Below are 16697 nucleotides of genomic sequence, written 5' to 3' on the forward strand. Positions count from 1 at the left end.
AGTTACTTAATTAGTTACGTTCACAAAGCCTCAGTATTGCTGGGGCTTTTTTATTGGAAAAAATAATGCGGCAGTAATTTTTTATACATCGTTTATCCCAATATATAAGTATTGTGCCCACTTAAACCAAAAACAACGCCACTGGTAACAGGGGCGTTGTTTAGTATGGGGAGGAGGCTAATATAGTAACCGAATCGCTTGATTATTTAACGATTTATCCCTATTTGTGCCCTCTTCATTGAGGGCTTTTTTTTGCTTAACTTTAGTCTAAGTAAGCTTTTAACATCCAAACCAGCTTTTCTTGCTCTGAGATGTAATCACTCATTAGTGAGGCTGTACCTTCATCGTCTGCATCACCAGCTTGAGTTAAAATTTCACGCTGCATGTGAATTAATGTACTGTAACCAGCAAGTAGGTTCTCTACGGCTGTAACGCCATCACTAATACCTTTAGCTTCTTTAATTTTACTTACTTCAAGGTAATCAGAAAATGCATGTAGTGGTGCGCCATCTAACGTTAAAATACGTTCTGCAACTTCATCTACTTTGAGAAGTAGTAAGTTATAAATTTCTTCAAACTTAACGTGTAGTTCAAAAAAGTTACGGCCTTTAATATTCCAGTGAAAGCCACGCGCGTTCATGTATTGAATCTGGTAGCTACTCAATAATGTATTGAGTGACTTTATGATGTCTTCGCTTTTTGCGCTGTTTAGACCAATTGCGTTTACATATGACATAACTTGCTCCTGAATAACCGTTTGTTTGTGAACTTGTGATAAGTATTACTAATTTCGATAAATTAGTAAAATCGTTTAAATGTATCTAGTTAATAGTTTTAACCTATTAGCTGTTTTTGATACCTGTATTCACTTTAGACTATTAATAGAAATGGGACTGATTAATAAAAATACTACCCCTCAAAAATAAATAAAACCCAGAAGTATATAAATCTTGATCTAAAACAAACTTTATTCAAGGTAATAACTTAGCTATTTTTTTATTGATGTAGGTCAAAAATCATCCACCCTAATGGCGCATAATAATGTTGTCGAAATAATTAGGAGAGATAACATGCATGCAAAAACAGCGAAACAAAATAAAGCAGAGTTAATTGTGGTAGGAATTGCAGTCATCGCATTTGTGCTAGGGCTAGTAGCGCACTTAGCAGGTGCAAGCTTTGCGAACTCAGATTTTTTTGGCTACATTGCGGCGCCCATTCCGCTGATACTGGCTGTGATATTTTTAATTAGTTATAAAATAGCAGCCAATGCAGAGGATTAATCTTTCTCGTTTAAGCACTTTAAAATGTAATCGAGTACTTGGCGCGAGTAAATCATACTGGTATGGCTTAAATGAAACACTTTGTGTTCGGCCATACCTTTAAGTTTGGTTTCATCTAGTAATACGGTGCCATCTGACTGACTACCTTTGACTATTAAAGGCATAAGCCCAATAGGTAAATCCCCTGCGATACTATAAAGCTTAGCTTTAAAAGGCCAATTACCATTTTTAGTAAGCAAAAACTCAACACTATTTTTTAAAAATGATTCAAACCCTTTTTGCTTCATTTTTTGCGCTATATGGCTGCCTTTATGTGGAGTACCCAGTGTAATTACCTTCGTAATATTCTGGCTAGCAGGAGAGTTTGCCTCTAGGTAAGCACGTGCAATTAGCCCTCCCATTGAGTGGCATACAAGCGCTGCAGGTTCGTTAGAAATACACTCATCAATTTGTGCAAATATGGTATCGCGGTGAGGGTCGAGCGTATTGTAGGTAATGTTTAATACCGTCATACCCGATTCTTCAAGTCGTGAACAAAGTGGGCGCATAACAAAGCCAGACATATACAAGCCATGTAAAACAATAACGTGTTTAACTTTCATATGCTCCCTAATACCAATTTTATTAAAAACATGATCATCCTAGCGTATTAAATAATCCGCTACCTGCGTTAAAAATTATTTATATAAAACAACTATATGTCATAATTTTCGCCTTGTTATCGACTTATTTATTTGTCGCTATAATACATAACTAATTTAATGCAATTGGTATAACTACCGTAATTACATTAACTGTAGCGGTTTTATTTCAATATTGGTTGTATCGGTATTTACCCATACTTCACCATCTTGAATGGTAATGGCGAGCTTAATTCCACGATCAACCAAAGCAGCAAGTGCTTGTGTTGCTGCGTAATCAAGGCTAAAAATACTTAGATTTTTAAATTCATACAATTTAGGTTGATGTTTTTGCCACCAAATTGCTTGATTGTTTTCACCATAAGTATATAGCACCACTTTTTTAGATTTATTACAGGCTTTTTTAAGGCGTTTTTCATCTGGTAAGCCAAGCTCAACCCATAGTTCTATTTCTTCACTATAGCTTACATGCCAAAGTTCAGGCTCATCATCAGCACTTAACCCTTTGGTAAATTCTAAACCATCACAGCTATTGAGTGCAAAAGCGAGTAAGCGAATCATCAACCGTTGGTCGGTTTCTGATGGGTGTTGAGCCAAGGTTAAATTAAAATCTTGATAAACGTGGCGGTCCATATCGCTAAGCGATAACTGCACTTTCATAATGGTGGATTTAAGAGCCATAACAACTAATCTGAAAAAATTTGCGCCAGTATAGCGCAATTAAATGAATTGCCAGTTAAAATAGCGGTTAATTATACGTTAGGAGTTAAAAATGGCTATCCAGTGGTTCCCTGGGCACATGAATAAAGCCCGCAATGAAATTAAAGAAATAATGCCACAAATGGATGTGATCATTGAAGTGCTTGATGCGCGCATTCCCTACAGTAGTGAAAACCCGATGGTGGCAACCTTGCGTGAAGGTAAGCCGGTCATCAAAATTTTGAACAAAGCTGATTTAGCTGATCCTAAAATGACTCAAATCTGGAAAGATTATTTTGAGCAAGAAAACGGTGTTAAAGCGATTTCTTTTGGGCATGATAAAGCAGCTGAAGTACACCGTATTAATGAGCTTTGTAAAAAGCTAGTGCCACATAAAGTGGGTGCAGATAAGCAAATTAAAGCCATGATCATGGGTATTCCTAACGTGGGTAAATCTACGTTAATTAATGTATTGGCTGGGCGTATAGTTGCAAAAACAGGTAATGAGCCTGCTGTTACTAAAGCGCAACAACGCATTAAGCTAGAAGACGGTATTATGCTTTACGATACGCCAGGTATGTTGTGGCCAAAAGTAGAAAACGAAAACTCAGGTTATCGTTTAGGCGCCACCGGTGCCATTCGTGATACAGCACTTGAGTATGAAGAAGTAGCAAGTTACACAGCTGAGTACCTATTGCGTGCATACCCTGAGTTATTAAAAGCGCGTTATAAAATAGATGAATTACCACAAAGTGATTGGGAATTTGTTGAAATGGCGGGTAAAAAACGTGGCTGTATTCGTGGTGGTAACCAAATAGACACATACAAAATGTCTGAAATACTAATCAACGAATTACGCGACGGTATCATTGGCCGTATTACTATGGAAACTCCGCAAATGCGTGAGGAAGAAGAAGTAATGGTTGCTGGTTTACGCGCTGCAGCAGAAGCTAAAAAGGCAGCTAAAGAAGAAGAGAAAAAACAACGCCGAGCACGCGCACGTAAAAACCGTCGTTAATTGATTTAGTTTAATTTAACCAACGAAATTACAGACATAAAAAAAGCCCGTAAGGGCTTTTTTAGTTTCATATCTACCGTCACCGATATGAGCAATGTAGCAAGTAAAATAGTAGGGCGGTTACTCATCATCAACATCAAGGGGCGTTGCGGTTCATAACAAGTAACCATAGCTGTTTACGTGCGCCACACGTTGTTTCAGGGTCGAGAAACAAATCAATTCATTCCTTAACAAGTGGTATGCAATCCGTCTTGTTGATATTGATTATCAGTTAGATCTAACTATCTGTCAACATCTAAATGCAAATAATTCTTATTATTAGTGGGTTTGTTTTTTATTCATATATAAATCGGCTAGTTAGCACTGACATTTAATAAAAATACTTACTTTGGTTGAACAATTAAGAATAAAAAATAGATGCTTAATACTTATTAAATAATTTGATATGGATTTTTATTATAAAAGCATTGCTTGTAAAACCTTAGCCCCTAAAGATCAACAGCCTTTAATTTATGGCTAAAAATATTCGTACTTAACTGGATATTTTAAGCCACTAACGCACTTTATTTGCTGTTATACGTAAATTAATCTGCTCCACTAGTACTTTATCCTGCTTGTTTAGACGCCCTACAATGAGCAAGAAATCACTACCGTCAGTTTTTATTACTTTAATGCTTGTGTTATCAAGTTTGGTTTTACCGTATGTGGTTTCTATTTTTTCTATGTCTTTAAAGTGACTAAGATCTGATTCAAGCTTACCGTCATCGTTTTTGTAGTAACTAAAAATATAGTTCTCGGTTATTCCGTTACCGTCTTCTCGGTAATCAAATACTGCATCGCTATAAAAATAAAGTATTTCTTCGTTTTCAGGTGTTAGGCGATTACGTTTTAAAAAGTGTACTTGGTAAGGCCATAAACTATCGCCTTTTATAATTGCAGCATTGGGTAAAATATTTACTTCTTGAAGTACGCCTAAAAATAATAGAGGTGCAAACGCAAGCGAGATTAAATACTGTCTAATTCGCCAGTATGAGTTGTAATGTAGGGCTTCTTTACTTATATCGGTTTGCTCAATGTAACTAACTAGGGGCAACCATAAAAATGGCATTATACAAATCACTATGGTTGCGTATTCGTCCATACGATAAGCAAAGGCGCTGGCAAGTACCATTAGCCAGAGTGTTAAGGCAGTCCAGTTAGGCATTACTCTATTTTTGTTTAACTGTTGTTGGCTGTGCTGTGCAAGTGCGCGATACAAAGGGTAATACCATAAAAATGCAAATATACCTCGAGCAATAGGCATAATACTTGAGTTATCGCGCTCTTTAATGGCCTTAAAGTTACGATAACTCCAGTAGTTAACAAATATGCCTAAACTTAAAATACTGTAAATAATAAACTTACTTACAGATACAGCATAAAATGGACTATCTTCAAATTTAACTTTTTTTGCTGACTCTAATCGCCAATCGGCGAAAAAGAATATGAGCACTAAAATATAGCCAGCCAACACATATTTAAGCCAGCTATAACCAAGGCTGTCTAGCACATCAGCTGTTGTTTGAGGCGTTTCGCTCGCCTTTGCATATTTTAGAATAGGGTAATGAGTTGCTGATATTAACTTTTTACGCTGTGCTAAATAATCATCTATTTGATCCGCTTTAATATGATCTTGTTTTGCGTAATAGTTATAGCTCAGTGTTAAAACATTATCATTAAATTCAGTAGTTGTTTTTAGATTGAAGTAGTCGTTGTCAATTTCTTCTTGATCGCTATCAAATCCCCAACCTTTTTCTGCAAAATGTAGTTGTATCGTGGTGTTAATTATATTGGGGTAGTCAAAGTAAAGTGGGTCGGTACGATTTACCTGCTTTGGTTCGTAAACGCTATTTTGTATTTCACTCGCATAAAAACTAGCTTCGTAGCCTTCGTCTGTTTTTTCCCAAAACTCACTAATTAAATACGATTCTTTGGTTATTAGTTTACCCGTTTTTTCTTGCTCACTAATTGCCATTACTTCATTGATTGATAGACCATTTAAAAAGCCTTGGTAATACTCGAAGTAAGATTTAGCAACGCTATTTAGACCACTGCTGGCTATATTGTTTCTTCGGTTAATAGCTTCAAATTCAGCATAAGTGTACTGGGTTTCAAAACGTGATGGCTCAGATACTTTTTCAGCAATAAAAAAGTTATCTTCTACAGATACATTTGTATGTACAGGTTTTTGCGCCATTGAAGTTAAAGTGGTTTCACCTTTATCAATAATTAGGGCATAGCCATAATCAGGCTGTGCTAAATATTCGAGAGTACCTCGTTGGTAGCTAACCGTAGGATCGAGCCAGTAGCGTTTTCCGTTTTGTTTAAGCGTAACAATTACGTGATTAAATACACTTGCAGAAGGTGGAAGTTCTTTTAAACGTTTGGTTTCCTCTGTATCAACTAGCGCAGGGAAGGCCTCTATATCCATCGCTTTTAATAACGAAATAAGCAGTACTGTTTTATCTTTACAATCGCCGTATCGTAGCGAAAGCGTTTCTGAAGCTGACGTTGGTTGATGCGAGTTAGTGCCCATTTCAAGCCCTAAATATCGAACTTCGTCTTGGCTAAAGCGCAGTGCTGCTGCAATTTTGTCTGATGTTTTTGTGTGTTTTGCTTTTATTTCTTCAGCTACATCCAAAATGCTGTTTGGGGTTTCTATGGCTGATTGATAAAGTGGATATGCCCAGTTAACTACCTGACCCCAATCGTCAAATTCAGAAAAGTAAACTTGTGTATATGGGTCGTACCATGTTGGAGTTTGAGAATTTTGCTCCAGTAAAGGTTCTTCAAAAAGAGTTATAGAATAATCTTTACCATATTTGTTAAGCGTTTCTTGAATATCTGCTGTGCCGTTTATTGTATTTATATGTAGAGGTGTTTGTTTACCCCAAAGTACACGCATATTTTGTTGCACTACGGGTACCGACCAGTTTAGCGTGCGTCTTGTACTAAACTTATTAGCATATATAGGGTTGCTGCCTGTGACTGTGTAGCTGTAATCGAGTATGTCGCCACTGCGCATATCATCAATAATAATATTGAGTGATAAGCTACCATTATAAATCCGCTCAGCTAATTCAGATTCACCCTGTATAACCTTCATTTTCGCGCTATCAAGCTTATCAATGCGCTCATTATTTCTGATAATCGTTAAGCTATTTAGCGTTAGCGACTCGTAACTTGGATCAAAATCAAGATTAAGCTGGCTTATATAATCAACACCACTTTGATTTAAAGCTTTCATAACCAAGCGTGTATAGCGTTGCTGTTTTTGCCTGCTCGGTATATAGGATTGGTTATCGAGTAATAAATAAAGTGTGCCGTCACGTACTTTGGTTATGTCGGAATTCTTGGGTTGCTCAATAATATGTGTATTAACCCAATTAGCTGGTTTATCTATTTTATATTGCTGCGCAAAAATATTATGAGAGAAAATTAATAAGGTAAGTGCAATTAGCCAAGGGCTGAGTCGAAGGAAGTTCCATTTCATTGTAGGGTCTTATAGTTGTTTTTATAAATACTATTGAAGGAATAATGTACCAAATTTAGGCTTTTTTGACAATGAGATGTTAACAAATTCATTGTTGAGCAGTTAATTAATAGTGTATAAATAAACTGCTATGTAAGTGCGAAATGCTTATCCCCCCCTTAAATGTCCCTGAAATGATTTTTTAGTTGTATTGCTAAATCATAATTAGTTAAGCCTACTTTATTGTGGGCTTTGTTAGATCTGCAAAAATCTTATCTGTTTATTCGTATGGTAATCATTCAAACCATTAAAAGTGTTTATAAATCAAAATATAAACAGTAACTGCTTTTGCTCTTTTTGTTCATGAATTTTATGAGCAAAAAGCACATAACGATCATCAATGCACCTTACCTTCTAAATATTTAGTTAATTTCACGTTAACAATAAGCTGCGAGTTAGATAGCAGTTTGTCGTCGCTTATCTACCTGACAACAAATACACAAGCGTGGAGAGAATAATGAAAGCAAGTAACACACAACTCGCTTTGGCAGTTGCTGCCGCACTAGCAAGTACATCCGTTTTAGCCGATAACGATACGCAAAAACTACAAGAGCAATTAGATGCGTTACAAAAAGAAGTAAGTGTACTAAAAACAACCAGTGGTTTTAATTTAGAGTTTGGTGGACGGGTTCAGCTCGACTACAACTATTTTGATGGCGCTTACAATTCCGATAATGAGGGCTCTGGCGGGAGCGACTTTTTTCCGCGACGTATTCGTACTTACGTAGAGAGTGAGCATGGAAATTGGGATCATAAGCTATTACTTGAGTTTGGCGAAGGGACCGCTGAAATAGTGATGGCGCGGGTTCGCTATGCGTTTGATAACGGTCTTAAAGTTAAAGTCGGTAAAATTCGCGAAGATATATCGTTAAATGCATTAACCAGTTCAAAGCACATTAATACGATTGAGCGCAGCTCGCTTGCCAATACTTTCTCGCCCTTTTTTCGTTGGGGTGCTTCTGCCTATCAATATTTTAAAGACTCAGGCTTTCGTTACGCGATAGGCGTTTATAAAAATGATGCATTTGGTGCAACAGGTAGCGATGAAAACGACAAGCTTACTCTTGCCATTACTGGGCGTGCTACATGGTCGAGTGCAGCACCTGGCGATGTAATTCATTTAGGCTTGTGGCATTCATATCGCGATATGGGTGGTAATGAATTGGGCGCACGTTTTGCGCGTGGTGAAGTGCGTGAAGCGAATACTCGACTTGTTGATTACGCTGCTGGTGGTGTAACAAGCCCACTTGATAGTTTATTGCAAACCGGTCTTGAGTTTGCTTATCAGGCGGATTCTTTAACGCTTGAGGCTGAATATGCAAGCCGTTCGCTTGATGCAGTTAACAGTGCTGATTTTTTAGATGGGGAACGATTTGATGGTTTTCATGTTTCTGCTAGTTACTTTTTAGGTGGCGAGCAGCGTCAATACAAAGCGAGCTCTGCATTATTTGTACAACCTAAAAATATTAAAGATGCATGGGAGTTGGTGGCACGTGTTTCAGAAGTTGATGCGACAAGTAGCTTACAAGGGACGAAGGCAACGACGTATACATTAGGTACGTCTTATTACGTAAGCAGCGACATTAAGTTTATGGGTAATTTAATTTACAGCGATGTAGAGGGCGCCGGCACTACAGCACTTGTTGGCGATGAAGACTCTGGTATGGGCTTTAGTGCACGTATGCAGTATTTATTCTAAGGGAGCACACAATGAAGTTATTTAAGTCATTTAAATCAGTAAAAACGACCCTATTTGCAGCGTCGTTAGTACTTAGCAGTCCATTGGCAATAGCCGATACTCACTTTTTAATCCCAGGCGGACCTGGCGGTGGTTGGGATACAACAGCCCGTGGTATAGGCGAAGGTTTAGTTAAGTCGGGTATTGAAAATAATGCATCTTTTCAAAATATGTCTGGTGGTGGGGGCGGTCGTGCTATTGCGTATTTAATTGAGTCGGGTACTAAAAAAGGCGATATTTTAATGGTTAACTCAACGCCTATCGTATTGCGCGCGTTAAGTGGTCGAATTCCTTATAGCTATCGCGATTTAACACCTGTAGCCAGTATGATTGCAGATTATGGCGCGTTTGTAGTGCGTAATGACTCTCCATTTAAAACTTGGGAGGATGTTATTACATCAATAAAAGAAGATCCAAGTTCGGTAAAAGTGGCGGGCGGTTCTGCTCGCGGCAGTATGGATCACTTAGTGGCGGCTCAAGCAGTTAAAGCTGCGGGTATAGATGGTCGACGCCTGCGTTATATTCCTTACGATGCAGGCGGTAAAGCGAAGGCTGGGTTGCTTTCAGGCGAAGTGAATTTACTTTCTACTGGCTTAAGTGAAGCGCTTGAAGTCGCTAACGGTGGTCAAGCACGTATTTTAGCGGTTACATCGGGTGAGCTCTTACCTGATTACCCAAAAATACCCACACTTAAGTCACTAGGTTACGATATGGAATTTGTTAATTGGCGTGGTCTTTTTGCGGCACCTAATTTACCCCTTGAAAAGTTAGCACAGTACACAAAAAAACTACGTGAGTTGCAAAGCACACCTGAGTGGGAAGCTGTAAGAGCTCGTAACGGTTGGCTAAATCTTTTTCAAGAAAAAGATGAGTTTATTAAGTCACTAGAAGCGCAAGAAGTGCAGCTTAGAGCTGTAATGGAAGAGCTTGGCTTTATCCGCACATTGCCGTAATCGAGGTTTAAAATGACGAATCGAGAATTAATAGGGCCAAGTTTATTCTTGGCGCTATTTACTTTATACGCTGTGGTTGCATGGCAAATTCCGCTACTACCGTTTGAAGAATACGAAACGGTTACCTCAGCGACACTTCCTAAAGTATATGCCGGGTTTGGTATTGTGGTGTGCTTACTTTCTATAGGGTCGACATTAATCAAACCTAAAGAAAAAACAAATACCAATGATGTTCTTGAGAAGTCGCACGTGCTGCACACTATTGGTTTGTTGATATTAATGGTGATTTATAGCGCTGCACTTGAGCCATTTGGTTTTTTAATCTCGACCAGTGCATTTTTGCTAGCGGGCTTTTTTGTGATGGGGGAAAGACGTAAGGGAATTTTGCTATTTGCATCGATACCGGTTGCGGTGATTTTTTGGTTTTTGATGACTCAAGTATTAGGTATTTACTTGGTTCCGGGCAATTTGTGGAGTTAAGTTATGTTTGATGGAATTATGCTTGGTTTGTCGACCGTGCTCGACTTTAATAATTTAATGTACGTTATAGCTGGCTGCTTGGTAGGTACTTTTATAGGTATGTTACCAGGATTGGGGCCAATTACCGCAATTGCCTTAATGATCCCAATTACTTATAGTATTGGCGCCGATTCGGGCATGATTTTAATGGCGGGTGTTTATTATGGCGCTATTTTTGGTGGCTCTACGTCATCTATTTTAATTAATGCGCCAGGCGTAGCGGGTACGGTAGCTTCCTCCTTTGATGGCTACCCGCTTGCTAAACAAGGGCACGCAGGTAAAGCATTGGCAATTGCTGCTTATTCCTCCTTCATAGGCGGAACGATTGGCGCCATATTATTAATGGTAGCTGCACCTTTATTAGCAAAAGTGTCATTGAGTTTTCAATCCCCTGATTATGTTGTGCTGATGTTTTTAGGCTTAACAGCTATTGCAGCATTTTCAAATAAAGGGCAATTTTTAAAAGCAATGATGATGACGGTGTTTGGCTTGATGCTAGCAACGGTTGGAATTGATCCATCATCAGGTACTGACCGATTTACCTTCGGGCAACCTGATTTACTCGATGGAATAAGCTTTTTATTGGTTGCTATGGCAACATTTGCATTAGCCGAGGCGCTTGTAAATGTTGTAAAACCAGAGAAAAAAGATGCTAAAAACATTAATGACTCAGACACACCGCAAATAGGTTCAACCAAGTTAAACAAAGCCGAGATTAAAGAGATAGCACCAGTGATTGGTCGCTCGTCTATTTTAGGTTTTATAGTGGGAGTGTTACCGGGTGCTGGTGCAACTATTGCGAGTTTTATGGCTTATGCAACAGAGCGAAATTTAGCGCCCAAAGGTTTAAAAGAAAAGTTTGGTAAAGGCTCATTACGTGGTTTGGCTGCCCCTGAGTCGGCAAATAATGCGGCGTGTACAGGATCGTTTGTTCCACTGTTAACGCTTGGTATTCCGGGCTCAGGTACTACGGCAATTATGCTAGGTGCTTTGATTGCTTACGGCATTCAACCAGGTCCAATGCTTATGCAAGAAAACCCAAGTGTATTTTGGGCGGTTATTGTAAGTATGTATTTTGGCAACATTGTTTTATTAATTTTAAACCTGCCACTCATTCCTTATTTTGCAAAAGTATTGGCAATGCCAAAGTCGGTACTCACCGTGATGATATTATTTTTTAGCTTAATTGGTGTTTATTTAGTGTCCTTTAATACCTTCGACTTATTTATGATGGTTGGGTTTGCGGTAGTTGCGCTAGTATTGCGATTACTGTCGTTTCCTATGGCACCATTATTATTAGGTTTTATATTAGGGGATATGATTGAGCGAAACTTCCGTCGTTCAATGATGATTTCTGATGGCTCATTAAGCTTTTTATGGGATCGTCCGCTAACATTGAGCATATTTGTAATTTCAATTTTAGTGCTGTTGTTTCCGTTAAAAGATTATTTAATGCAACGCCGTGCAGACAAAGAAAATGCATAATTGAGAATGAAATGAAAAACACCAACAAGCTAAATCCATTGCAAAACATGGTCACAAAACCTAAGCGATTAGAAACACGATTAATTATTTGGGTTACAGGATTGTGTGTATTGCAGGCTTTATTATTTGGCGCGTTGGTGTATCAACTTACAGCGCAAAGCTTACATAACCATATTGGCGATAAAGCACTCGCTGTGGCAAGCAGTATTGCCACACGCGCTGATATAATTAATGCACTGGAAATACCAAGTGACTTAACTACCATTAACATGCAAATTGAAAATTTACGACAGTTTGTAGGTGCTGATTTTATTGTTGTTGGCGATGAAAATGCGCTTCGCATTGTGCATCCCGATGAAGATAAAATTGGCAAAAAAATGGTTGGAGGTGATAGTCAAGCTGCATTAAAGGGAGAGCGCTATATTTCGGTAGCTCATGGTAGCTTAGGTGAATCAATTCGTGGCAAAGTGCCGGTGTACGCAGGTAATAATGAAATAGTAGGCGTTGTATCGGTTGGTTTTTTAGTACAATCAATCGATCCGCTTATCCTCTCTCGTAGTAGTGAAATATTAATATGGGGCTTAATACTTGTAGGTTTAAGTATACTGGCGGCTATTTATATTGGACAACGTGTCAGAAATGCTATTTTTGGTCTGCAGCCAGATGAAATTGCACGTTTGTTTTCAGAACAAGATGCAATTTTAAATACCGTACGCAGCGGTATTATTGCACTCGACCCAGACGGAAAAGTACGAAAACTCAATCAACGCGCCTGCGAAATATTAGATAAACCAACTTCAATTATTAATCAGAATCTCACCTTAAACGATTTATTACCTGAACATGCAGGGTTTTTATTGCGTAATCAGCGACGTAAAATAGTGGGGTTTGAATTATTTGCCGCCGATAAACGCCTTATTTTATCGAGATTTTCTTTGCAGGTGCAAGGGCAGGCTGATGGTATCTTACTGAGTATGCGCCCCTCTGATGAACTTGAGTATTTAAGCCAACAACTAACTAAAGTCCAGGCTTTTGCAGAGCTTTTAAGGGTACAAACTCATGACTACTCCAATAAGCTCAATCTAATTGGAGCGTTAGTGCAAATGGGGAAAAATGAACAAGCTATAGAAATAATAGGACAAGAAAGCCAAGGCTCTCAGGCACAAATTCATAACTTGTTAGAGCGCATACAAGACCCTGTGCTTGCTGGTTTGTTGGTAGGTAAATATCATAAAGCAAGAGAATTAAATGTTGCGCTTGAGCTTAACCCCGACAGCCTACTTGGTGTTATTGCACGTAAAGATATGCTTGAGCGGGTCGTGTCTATTTTAGGTAATCTTATAGATAATGCGATTGAGGCAGCTATTAGATCATCGAACTCTCGCTCTGCAAAAGTACGGGTAACCGTTGATGAAACCAGCCAAACCCTCTTATTTGATGTAGAAGATACAGGCTTTGGGTTAGGTTCTGACCATGATGTTATTTTTACCCCTCAGTACAGCTCTAAATCAGGAGCAGAGCATGGTATTGGTTTATATTTAGTAAAAACAAATTTAGACTCATGCGGTGGTACGCTAGAAATTGGTGAGTCAGACCTACTTGGCGCAAGACTAAGTGTTTATATTCCAAAATAATAAGAGCATTAAACATGACGTATTCAGTAGTAATAATTGAAGACGAAGTAGAGGTAGCACAGCTATTAGCGCAGTACTTGTTATTACCAAATGGTATTGCAGGCAATCAAACGCCAAAGCAAAGTTTAAGGCAAGCACAGTATCAGGTAGTGGGCATTGCAGGTAATTTAAGTACGGCAACGGCTTTACTGCATGCAATTGAACCCGATCTGATTTTACTTGATATACATTTACCTGATGGTAACGGACTTGATTTATTGACCGACTTACGACGCCGAACGATTAAAAGCGAAGTTATGCTACTCACTGCTGCAAAAGAGGTCGAAACCCTTGAAAAAGCAATGCAGTTAGGCGTATGCGACTTTTTAGTAAAACCATTAATGTTAAACCGACTAGATCAAGCACTTGCACGTTTTGAATCACGTCAGCAATGTTTTTCTGATGCAAGTGAAGTAACGCAGTCAATGGTTGATACGTTATTTGGCTCAAAGCAGCAAACCAACACGTCTGTTCGTTTACCTAAAGGGGTCGACCAACTTACCCTGCAAAAAATACATGATGCTTTTGTAGATCACGCAACCACTGCATTTACTGCTCAGCAAATGGGCGATTTGGTCGGTGTTAGTCGCTCTACAGCACGCCGTTACTTAGAGTATTTGCTTGAATCAGGTAAGTTAACAGCGGATCAAAGTTATGGCAGTATTGGCCGCCCTGAACGTTGCTATAAAATAGCGAAGTAACTTGGTGTATCTGAAACTTAAGTATTAAACGCTATTAATTTCAATGTCTTGCGATTTTTTTGTTATGTTTGATATTTAATAGATTCTGACGATAAAAAAAATATATTGAATTGATTGCATTTTAAGCGGCTTGTATGGTGATGTTCGCATTAAGTGATGTTATACTCCTGCCGAATAATTTATCGACTTTATTAAGAGTAAAATTAATGGCAGATTTATCGAAGTACAGAAACATTGGTATTTTCGCGCACGTTGATGCGGGTAAAACCACGACTACTGAGCGTATCCTAAAGCTTACTGGTCAAATCCATAAAACAGGTGAGGTTCATGATGGTGAATCTACTACTGACTTCATGGAACAAGAAGCTGAGCGCGGTATTACTATCCAGTCTGCGGCTGTAAGCTGTTTCTGGAAAGATCACCGTTTTAACGTTATCGATACTCCTGGACACGTTGACTTCACAGTTGAAGTATACCGTTCACTTAAAGTATTAGATGGCGGTGTTGGTGTATTCTGTGGTTCTGGTGGTGTTGAACCACAATCAGAAACTAACTGGCGCTATGCTAACGAATCAGAAGTTGCACGTATTATCTTTGTAAATAAATTAGACCGTATGGGTGCTGATTTTTACCGTGTAACTGAGCAAGTACGTAAAGTACTTGGCGCAACTCCACTAATCATGACTTTACCAATCGGTATCGAAGATGAATTTGTTGGTGTTGTAGATGTTTTAACTAAAAAAGCGTACGTATGGGATGACACTGGTCTTCCAGAAAACTACGAAATCACTGACGTTCCTGCAGACATGGTAGAAAAAACTGATGAATACCATGAAATGCTTATCGAAACTGCTGTAGAGCAAGACGATGACCTTATGGAAGCGTACATGGAAGGTGAAGTACCTTCTATCGAAGATATCAAGCGTTGTATCCGTAAAGGTACTCGTGACCTTGCTTTCTTCCCTACGTTCTGTGGTTCTGCTTTCAAAAACAAAGGCATGCAACTAATCCTTGATGCTGTTGTTGACTACTTACCTGCTCCAACAGAAGTTGATCCTCAACCTCTTATGGATGAAGAAGGTAACGAAAATGGCGAATTCGCAATCGTATCTGCTGACGAACCTTTCAAGGCGCTAGCATTTAAGATAATGGATGACCGTTTTGGTGCATTAACTTTCGTACGTATCTACTCAGGTAAGCTTAATAAGGGTGACACTATCCTTAATGCGTTTACTGGTAAAACTGAGCGTGTTGGCCGTATGGTTGAGATGCAAGCAGATGACCGTAACGAATTAACTAGCGCACAAGCTGGTGACATCATTGCTATCGTAGGCATGAAAAATGTGCAAACTGGTCACACTCTATGTGATCCTAAGCACCCAGTAACACTTGAGCCAATGGTATTCCCAACTCCAGTAATCTCGATTGCTGTACAGCCTAAAGATAAAGGCGGTAATGAGAAAATGGGTGTTGCTATCGGTAAAATGGTTGCAGAAGATCCATCTTTCCAAGTTGAGACTGATGAAGATTCAGGCGAAACTATCCTTAAAGGTATGGGTGAGCTTCACTTAGATATCAAAGTTGATATCCTTAAGCGTACTTACGGTGTAGACCTTATCGTTGGTCAACCACAGGTTGCTTACCGTGAAACTATCACTCGTGAAATCGAAGATAGCTACACGCATAAGAAACAATCTGGTGGTTCTGGTCAGTTCGGTAAAATCGACTACCGCATCAAGCCAGGCGAAGTTGCTTCAGGCTTCACATTTAAATCATCAGTTGTTGGTGGTAACGTACCTAAAGAATTCTGGCCTGCAGTTGAGAAAGGCTTTAAGTCAATGATGGGCGAAGGTGTTCTAGCTGGCTTCCCAGTATTAGACGTTGAAGTTGAACTTTTTGACGGTGGTTTCCATGCCGTGGATTCATCTGCAATCGCGTTCGAAATCGCTGCTAAAGGTGCTTTCCGCCAATCGATCCCTAAAGCGGGCGCACAACTTCTTGAGCCAATCATGAAAGTTGACGTGTTCACTCCAGAAGATCACGTTGGTGATGTAATCGGTGACCTTAACCGTCGTCGTGGTATGCTAAGCGACCAAGAAGCTGGTTTAACTGGCGTTCGCATTAAAGCTGACGTTCCGTTATCAGAAATGTTCGGTTACATTGGTTCACTACGTACAATGACATCTGGTCGTGGTCAGTTCTCTATGGAGTTCTCACACTACGCACCATGTCCACAAAACGTAGCAGACACAGTAATCGCTGCAGAAAAAGAGAAAAAAGCTGCTAAGTAATTAGCTCTTTAACTCTTTAAAAAAACCCGCACATGTTGCGGGTTTTTTATTGCCTATAATTTGGTTTTATTTTTTATAGTTTTTTATACCAGCTCTTTATTATTAATTAGTCCTATATTTTTAATTAA

13 protein-coding genes are annotated in these 16697 nt (G+C 39.0%); 9 read left to right on the forward strand and 4 right to left on the reverse strand.

What is annotated here, in order from left to right; genetic code table 11:
• Nucleotides 1-262 precede the first annotated feature (262 nt).
• Nucleotides 263-736: a Dps family protein gene (locus H5120_RS16320; protein WP_182675516.1), complete on the reverse strand. Its 474-nt coding sequence runs from the start codon at nt 734-736 to the stop codon at nt 263-265.
• A 334-nt stretch (nt 737-1070) separates the two neighbouring features.
• Here H5120_RS16320 and H5120_RS16325 point away from each other — a divergent pair, with 334 nt between their 5' ends.
• Nucleotides 1071-1280, forward strand: coding sequence for a hypothetical protein (locus H5120_RS16325; RefSeq protein WP_024597139.1), 210 nt, complete (start codon nt 1071-1073; stop codon nt 1278-1280).
• On the opposite strand, the gene H5120_RS16330 is transcribed toward H5120_RS16325, so the two are convergent.
• Together H5120_RS16330 and H5120_RS16335 are read right to left on the reverse strand one after the other, a co-directional pair.
• A complete protein-coding gene (locus H5120_RS16330) occupies nt 1277-1882 on the reverse strand; it encodes an alpha/beta fold hydrolase (protein WP_004334986.1) in 606 nt (201 codons plus the stop codon). The two genes, H5120_RS16325 and H5120_RS16330, sit on opposite strands and share 4 nt — an antisense overlap.
• A 183-nt stretch (nt 1883-2065) precedes the next feature.
• On the reverse strand, nt 2066-2602 hold the full coding sequence (locus tag H5120_RS16335; protein ID WP_024593828.1) for a YaeQ family protein: 537 nt from the start codon (nt 2600-2602) through the stop codon (nt 2066-2068).
• Between the two features lie 91 nt (nt 2603-2693).
• On the opposite strand from H5120_RS16335, the gene ylqF reads away from it, so the two are divergent.
• The gene (gene ylqF, locus H5120_RS16340; RefSeq protein WP_004334981.1) at nt 2694-3638 is read left to right on the forward strand and encodes a ribosome biogenesis GTPase YlqF; all 945 of its coding nucleotides are present in this window, start codon (nt 2694-2696) and stop codon (nt 3636-3638) included.
• A gap of 553 nt (nt 3639-4191) precedes the next feature.
• On the opposite strand, the gene H5120_RS16345 is transcribed toward ylqF, so the two are convergent.
• Entirely contained in the window at nt 4192-7170 is a 2979-nt protein-coding gene (locus tag H5120_RS16345; RefSeq protein ID WP_182675517.1) for a DUF3857 domain-containing transglutaminase family protein, read from the reverse strand.
• 496 nt (nt 7171-7666) lie between these two features.
• On the opposite strand from H5120_RS16345, the gene H5120_RS16350 reads away from it, so the two are divergent.
• The 7 genes from H5120_RS16350 to fusA all read left to right on the forward strand — a co-directional run bounded on the left by H5120_RS16350 (nt 7667) and on the right by fusA (nt 16569).
• Nucleotides 7667-8908, forward strand: coding sequence for an OprO/OprP family phosphate-selective porin (locus tag H5120_RS16350; protein ID WP_182675518.1), 1242 nt, complete (start codon nt 7667-7669; stop codon nt 8906-8908).
• A gap of 11 nt (nt 8909-8919) precedes the next feature.
• Nucleotides 8920-9900: a tripartite tricarboxylate transporter substrate binding protein gene (locus H5120_RS16355; protein ID WP_182675519.1), complete on the forward strand. Its 981-nt coding sequence runs from the start codon at nt 8920-8922 to the stop codon at nt 9898-9900.
• A gap of 12 nt (nt 9901-9912) precedes the next feature.
• Nucleotides 9913-10380: a tripartite tricarboxylate transporter TctB family protein gene (locus H5120_RS16360; RefSeq protein WP_182672437.1), complete on the forward strand. Its 468-nt coding sequence runs from the start codon at nt 9913-9915 to the stop codon at nt 10378-10380.
• A 3-nt stretch (nt 10381-10383) separates the two neighbouring features.
• Entirely contained in the window at nt 10384-11904 is a 1521-nt protein-coding gene (locus H5120_RS16365; RefSeq protein ID WP_182672435.1) for a tripartite tricarboxylate transporter permease, read from the forward strand.
• An 11-nt stretch (nt 11905-11915) separates the two neighbouring features.
• Complete coding sequence (locus H5120_RS16370) at nt 11916-13538, forward strand: sensor histidine kinase (protein ID WP_182672433.1); 1623 nt, start codon at nt 11916-11918, stop codon at nt 13536-13538.
• 14 nt (nt 13539-13552) lie between these two features.
• Nucleotides 13553-14278 (forward strand): response regulator, encoded by a 726-nt coding sequence (locus tag H5120_RS16375; protein ID WP_182675520.1) that lies wholly within the window; start codon nt 13553-13555, stop codon nt 14276-14278.
• Between the two features lie 206 nt (nt 14279-14484).
• A complete protein-coding gene (gene fusA / locus H5120_RS16380; RefSeq protein ID WP_004334977.1) occupies nt 14485-16569 on the forward strand; it encodes an elongation factor G in 2085 nt (694 codons plus the stop codon).
• The last annotated feature ends 128 nt before the right edge of the window (nt 16570-16697 follow it).

Origin of the sequence: Pseudoalteromonas sp. SR43-2, from assembly GCF_014163885.1 — a bacterium.
Classification (GTDB): Bacteria; Pseudomonadota; Gammaproteobacteria; order Enterobacterales; family Alteromonadaceae; genus Pseudoalteromonas; species Pseudoalteromonas distincta.

Bases quoted from the DNA above. Each gene is read 5' to 3' on its own strand.
- H5120_RS16360 (WP_182672437.1), top strand. From the start codon at position 9,913: ATGACGAATCGAGAATTAATAGGGCCAAGTTTATTCTTGGCGCTATTT.
- H5120_RS16375 (WP_182675520.1), top strand. From the start codon at position 13,553: ATGACGTATTCAGTAGTAATAATTGAAGACGAAGTAGAGGTAGCACAG.
- H5120_RS16330 (WP_004334986.1), bottom strand. From the start codon at position 1,882: ATGAAAGTTAAACACGTTATTGTTTTACATGGCTTGTATATGTCTGGC.
- fusA (WP_004334977.1), top strand. From the start codon at position 14,485: ATGGCAGATTTATCGAAGTACAGAAACATTGGTATTTTCGCGCACGTT.
- H5120_RS16345 (WP_182675517.1), bottom strand. From the start codon at position 7,170: ATGAAATGGAACTTCCTTCGACTCAGCCCTTGGCTAATTGCACTTACC.
- H5120_RS16355 (WP_182675519.1), top strand. From the start codon at position 8,920: ATGAAGTTATTTAAGTCATTTAAATCAGTAAAAACGACCCTATTTGCA.
- H5120_RS16350 (WP_182675518.1), top strand. From the start codon at position 7,667: ATGAAAGCAAGTAACACACAACTCGCTTTGGCAGTTGCTGCCGCACTA.
- ylqF (WP_004334981.1), top strand. From the start codon at position 2,694: ATGGCTATCCAGTGGTTCCCTGGGCACATGAATAAAGCCCGCAATGAA.
- H5120_RS16365 (WP_182672435.1), top strand. From the start codon at position 10,384: ATGTTTGATGGAATTATGCTTGGTTTGTCGACCGTGCTCGACTTTAAT.
- H5120_RS16370 (WP_182672433.1), top strand. From the start codon at position 11,916: ATGAAAAACACCAACAAGCTAAATCCATTGCAAAACATGGTCACAAAA.
- H5120_RS16320 (WP_182675516.1), bottom strand. From the start codon at position 736: ATGTCATATGTAAACGCAATTGGTCTAAACAGCGCAAAAAGCGAAGAC.
- H5120_RS16325 (WP_024597139.1), top strand. From the start codon at position 1,071: ATGCATGCAAAAACAGCGAAACAAAATAAAGCAGAGTTAATTGTGGTA.
- H5120_RS16335 (WP_024593828.1), bottom strand. From the start codon at position 2,602: ATGGCTCTTAAATCCACCATTATGAAAGTGCAGTTATCGCTTAGCGAT.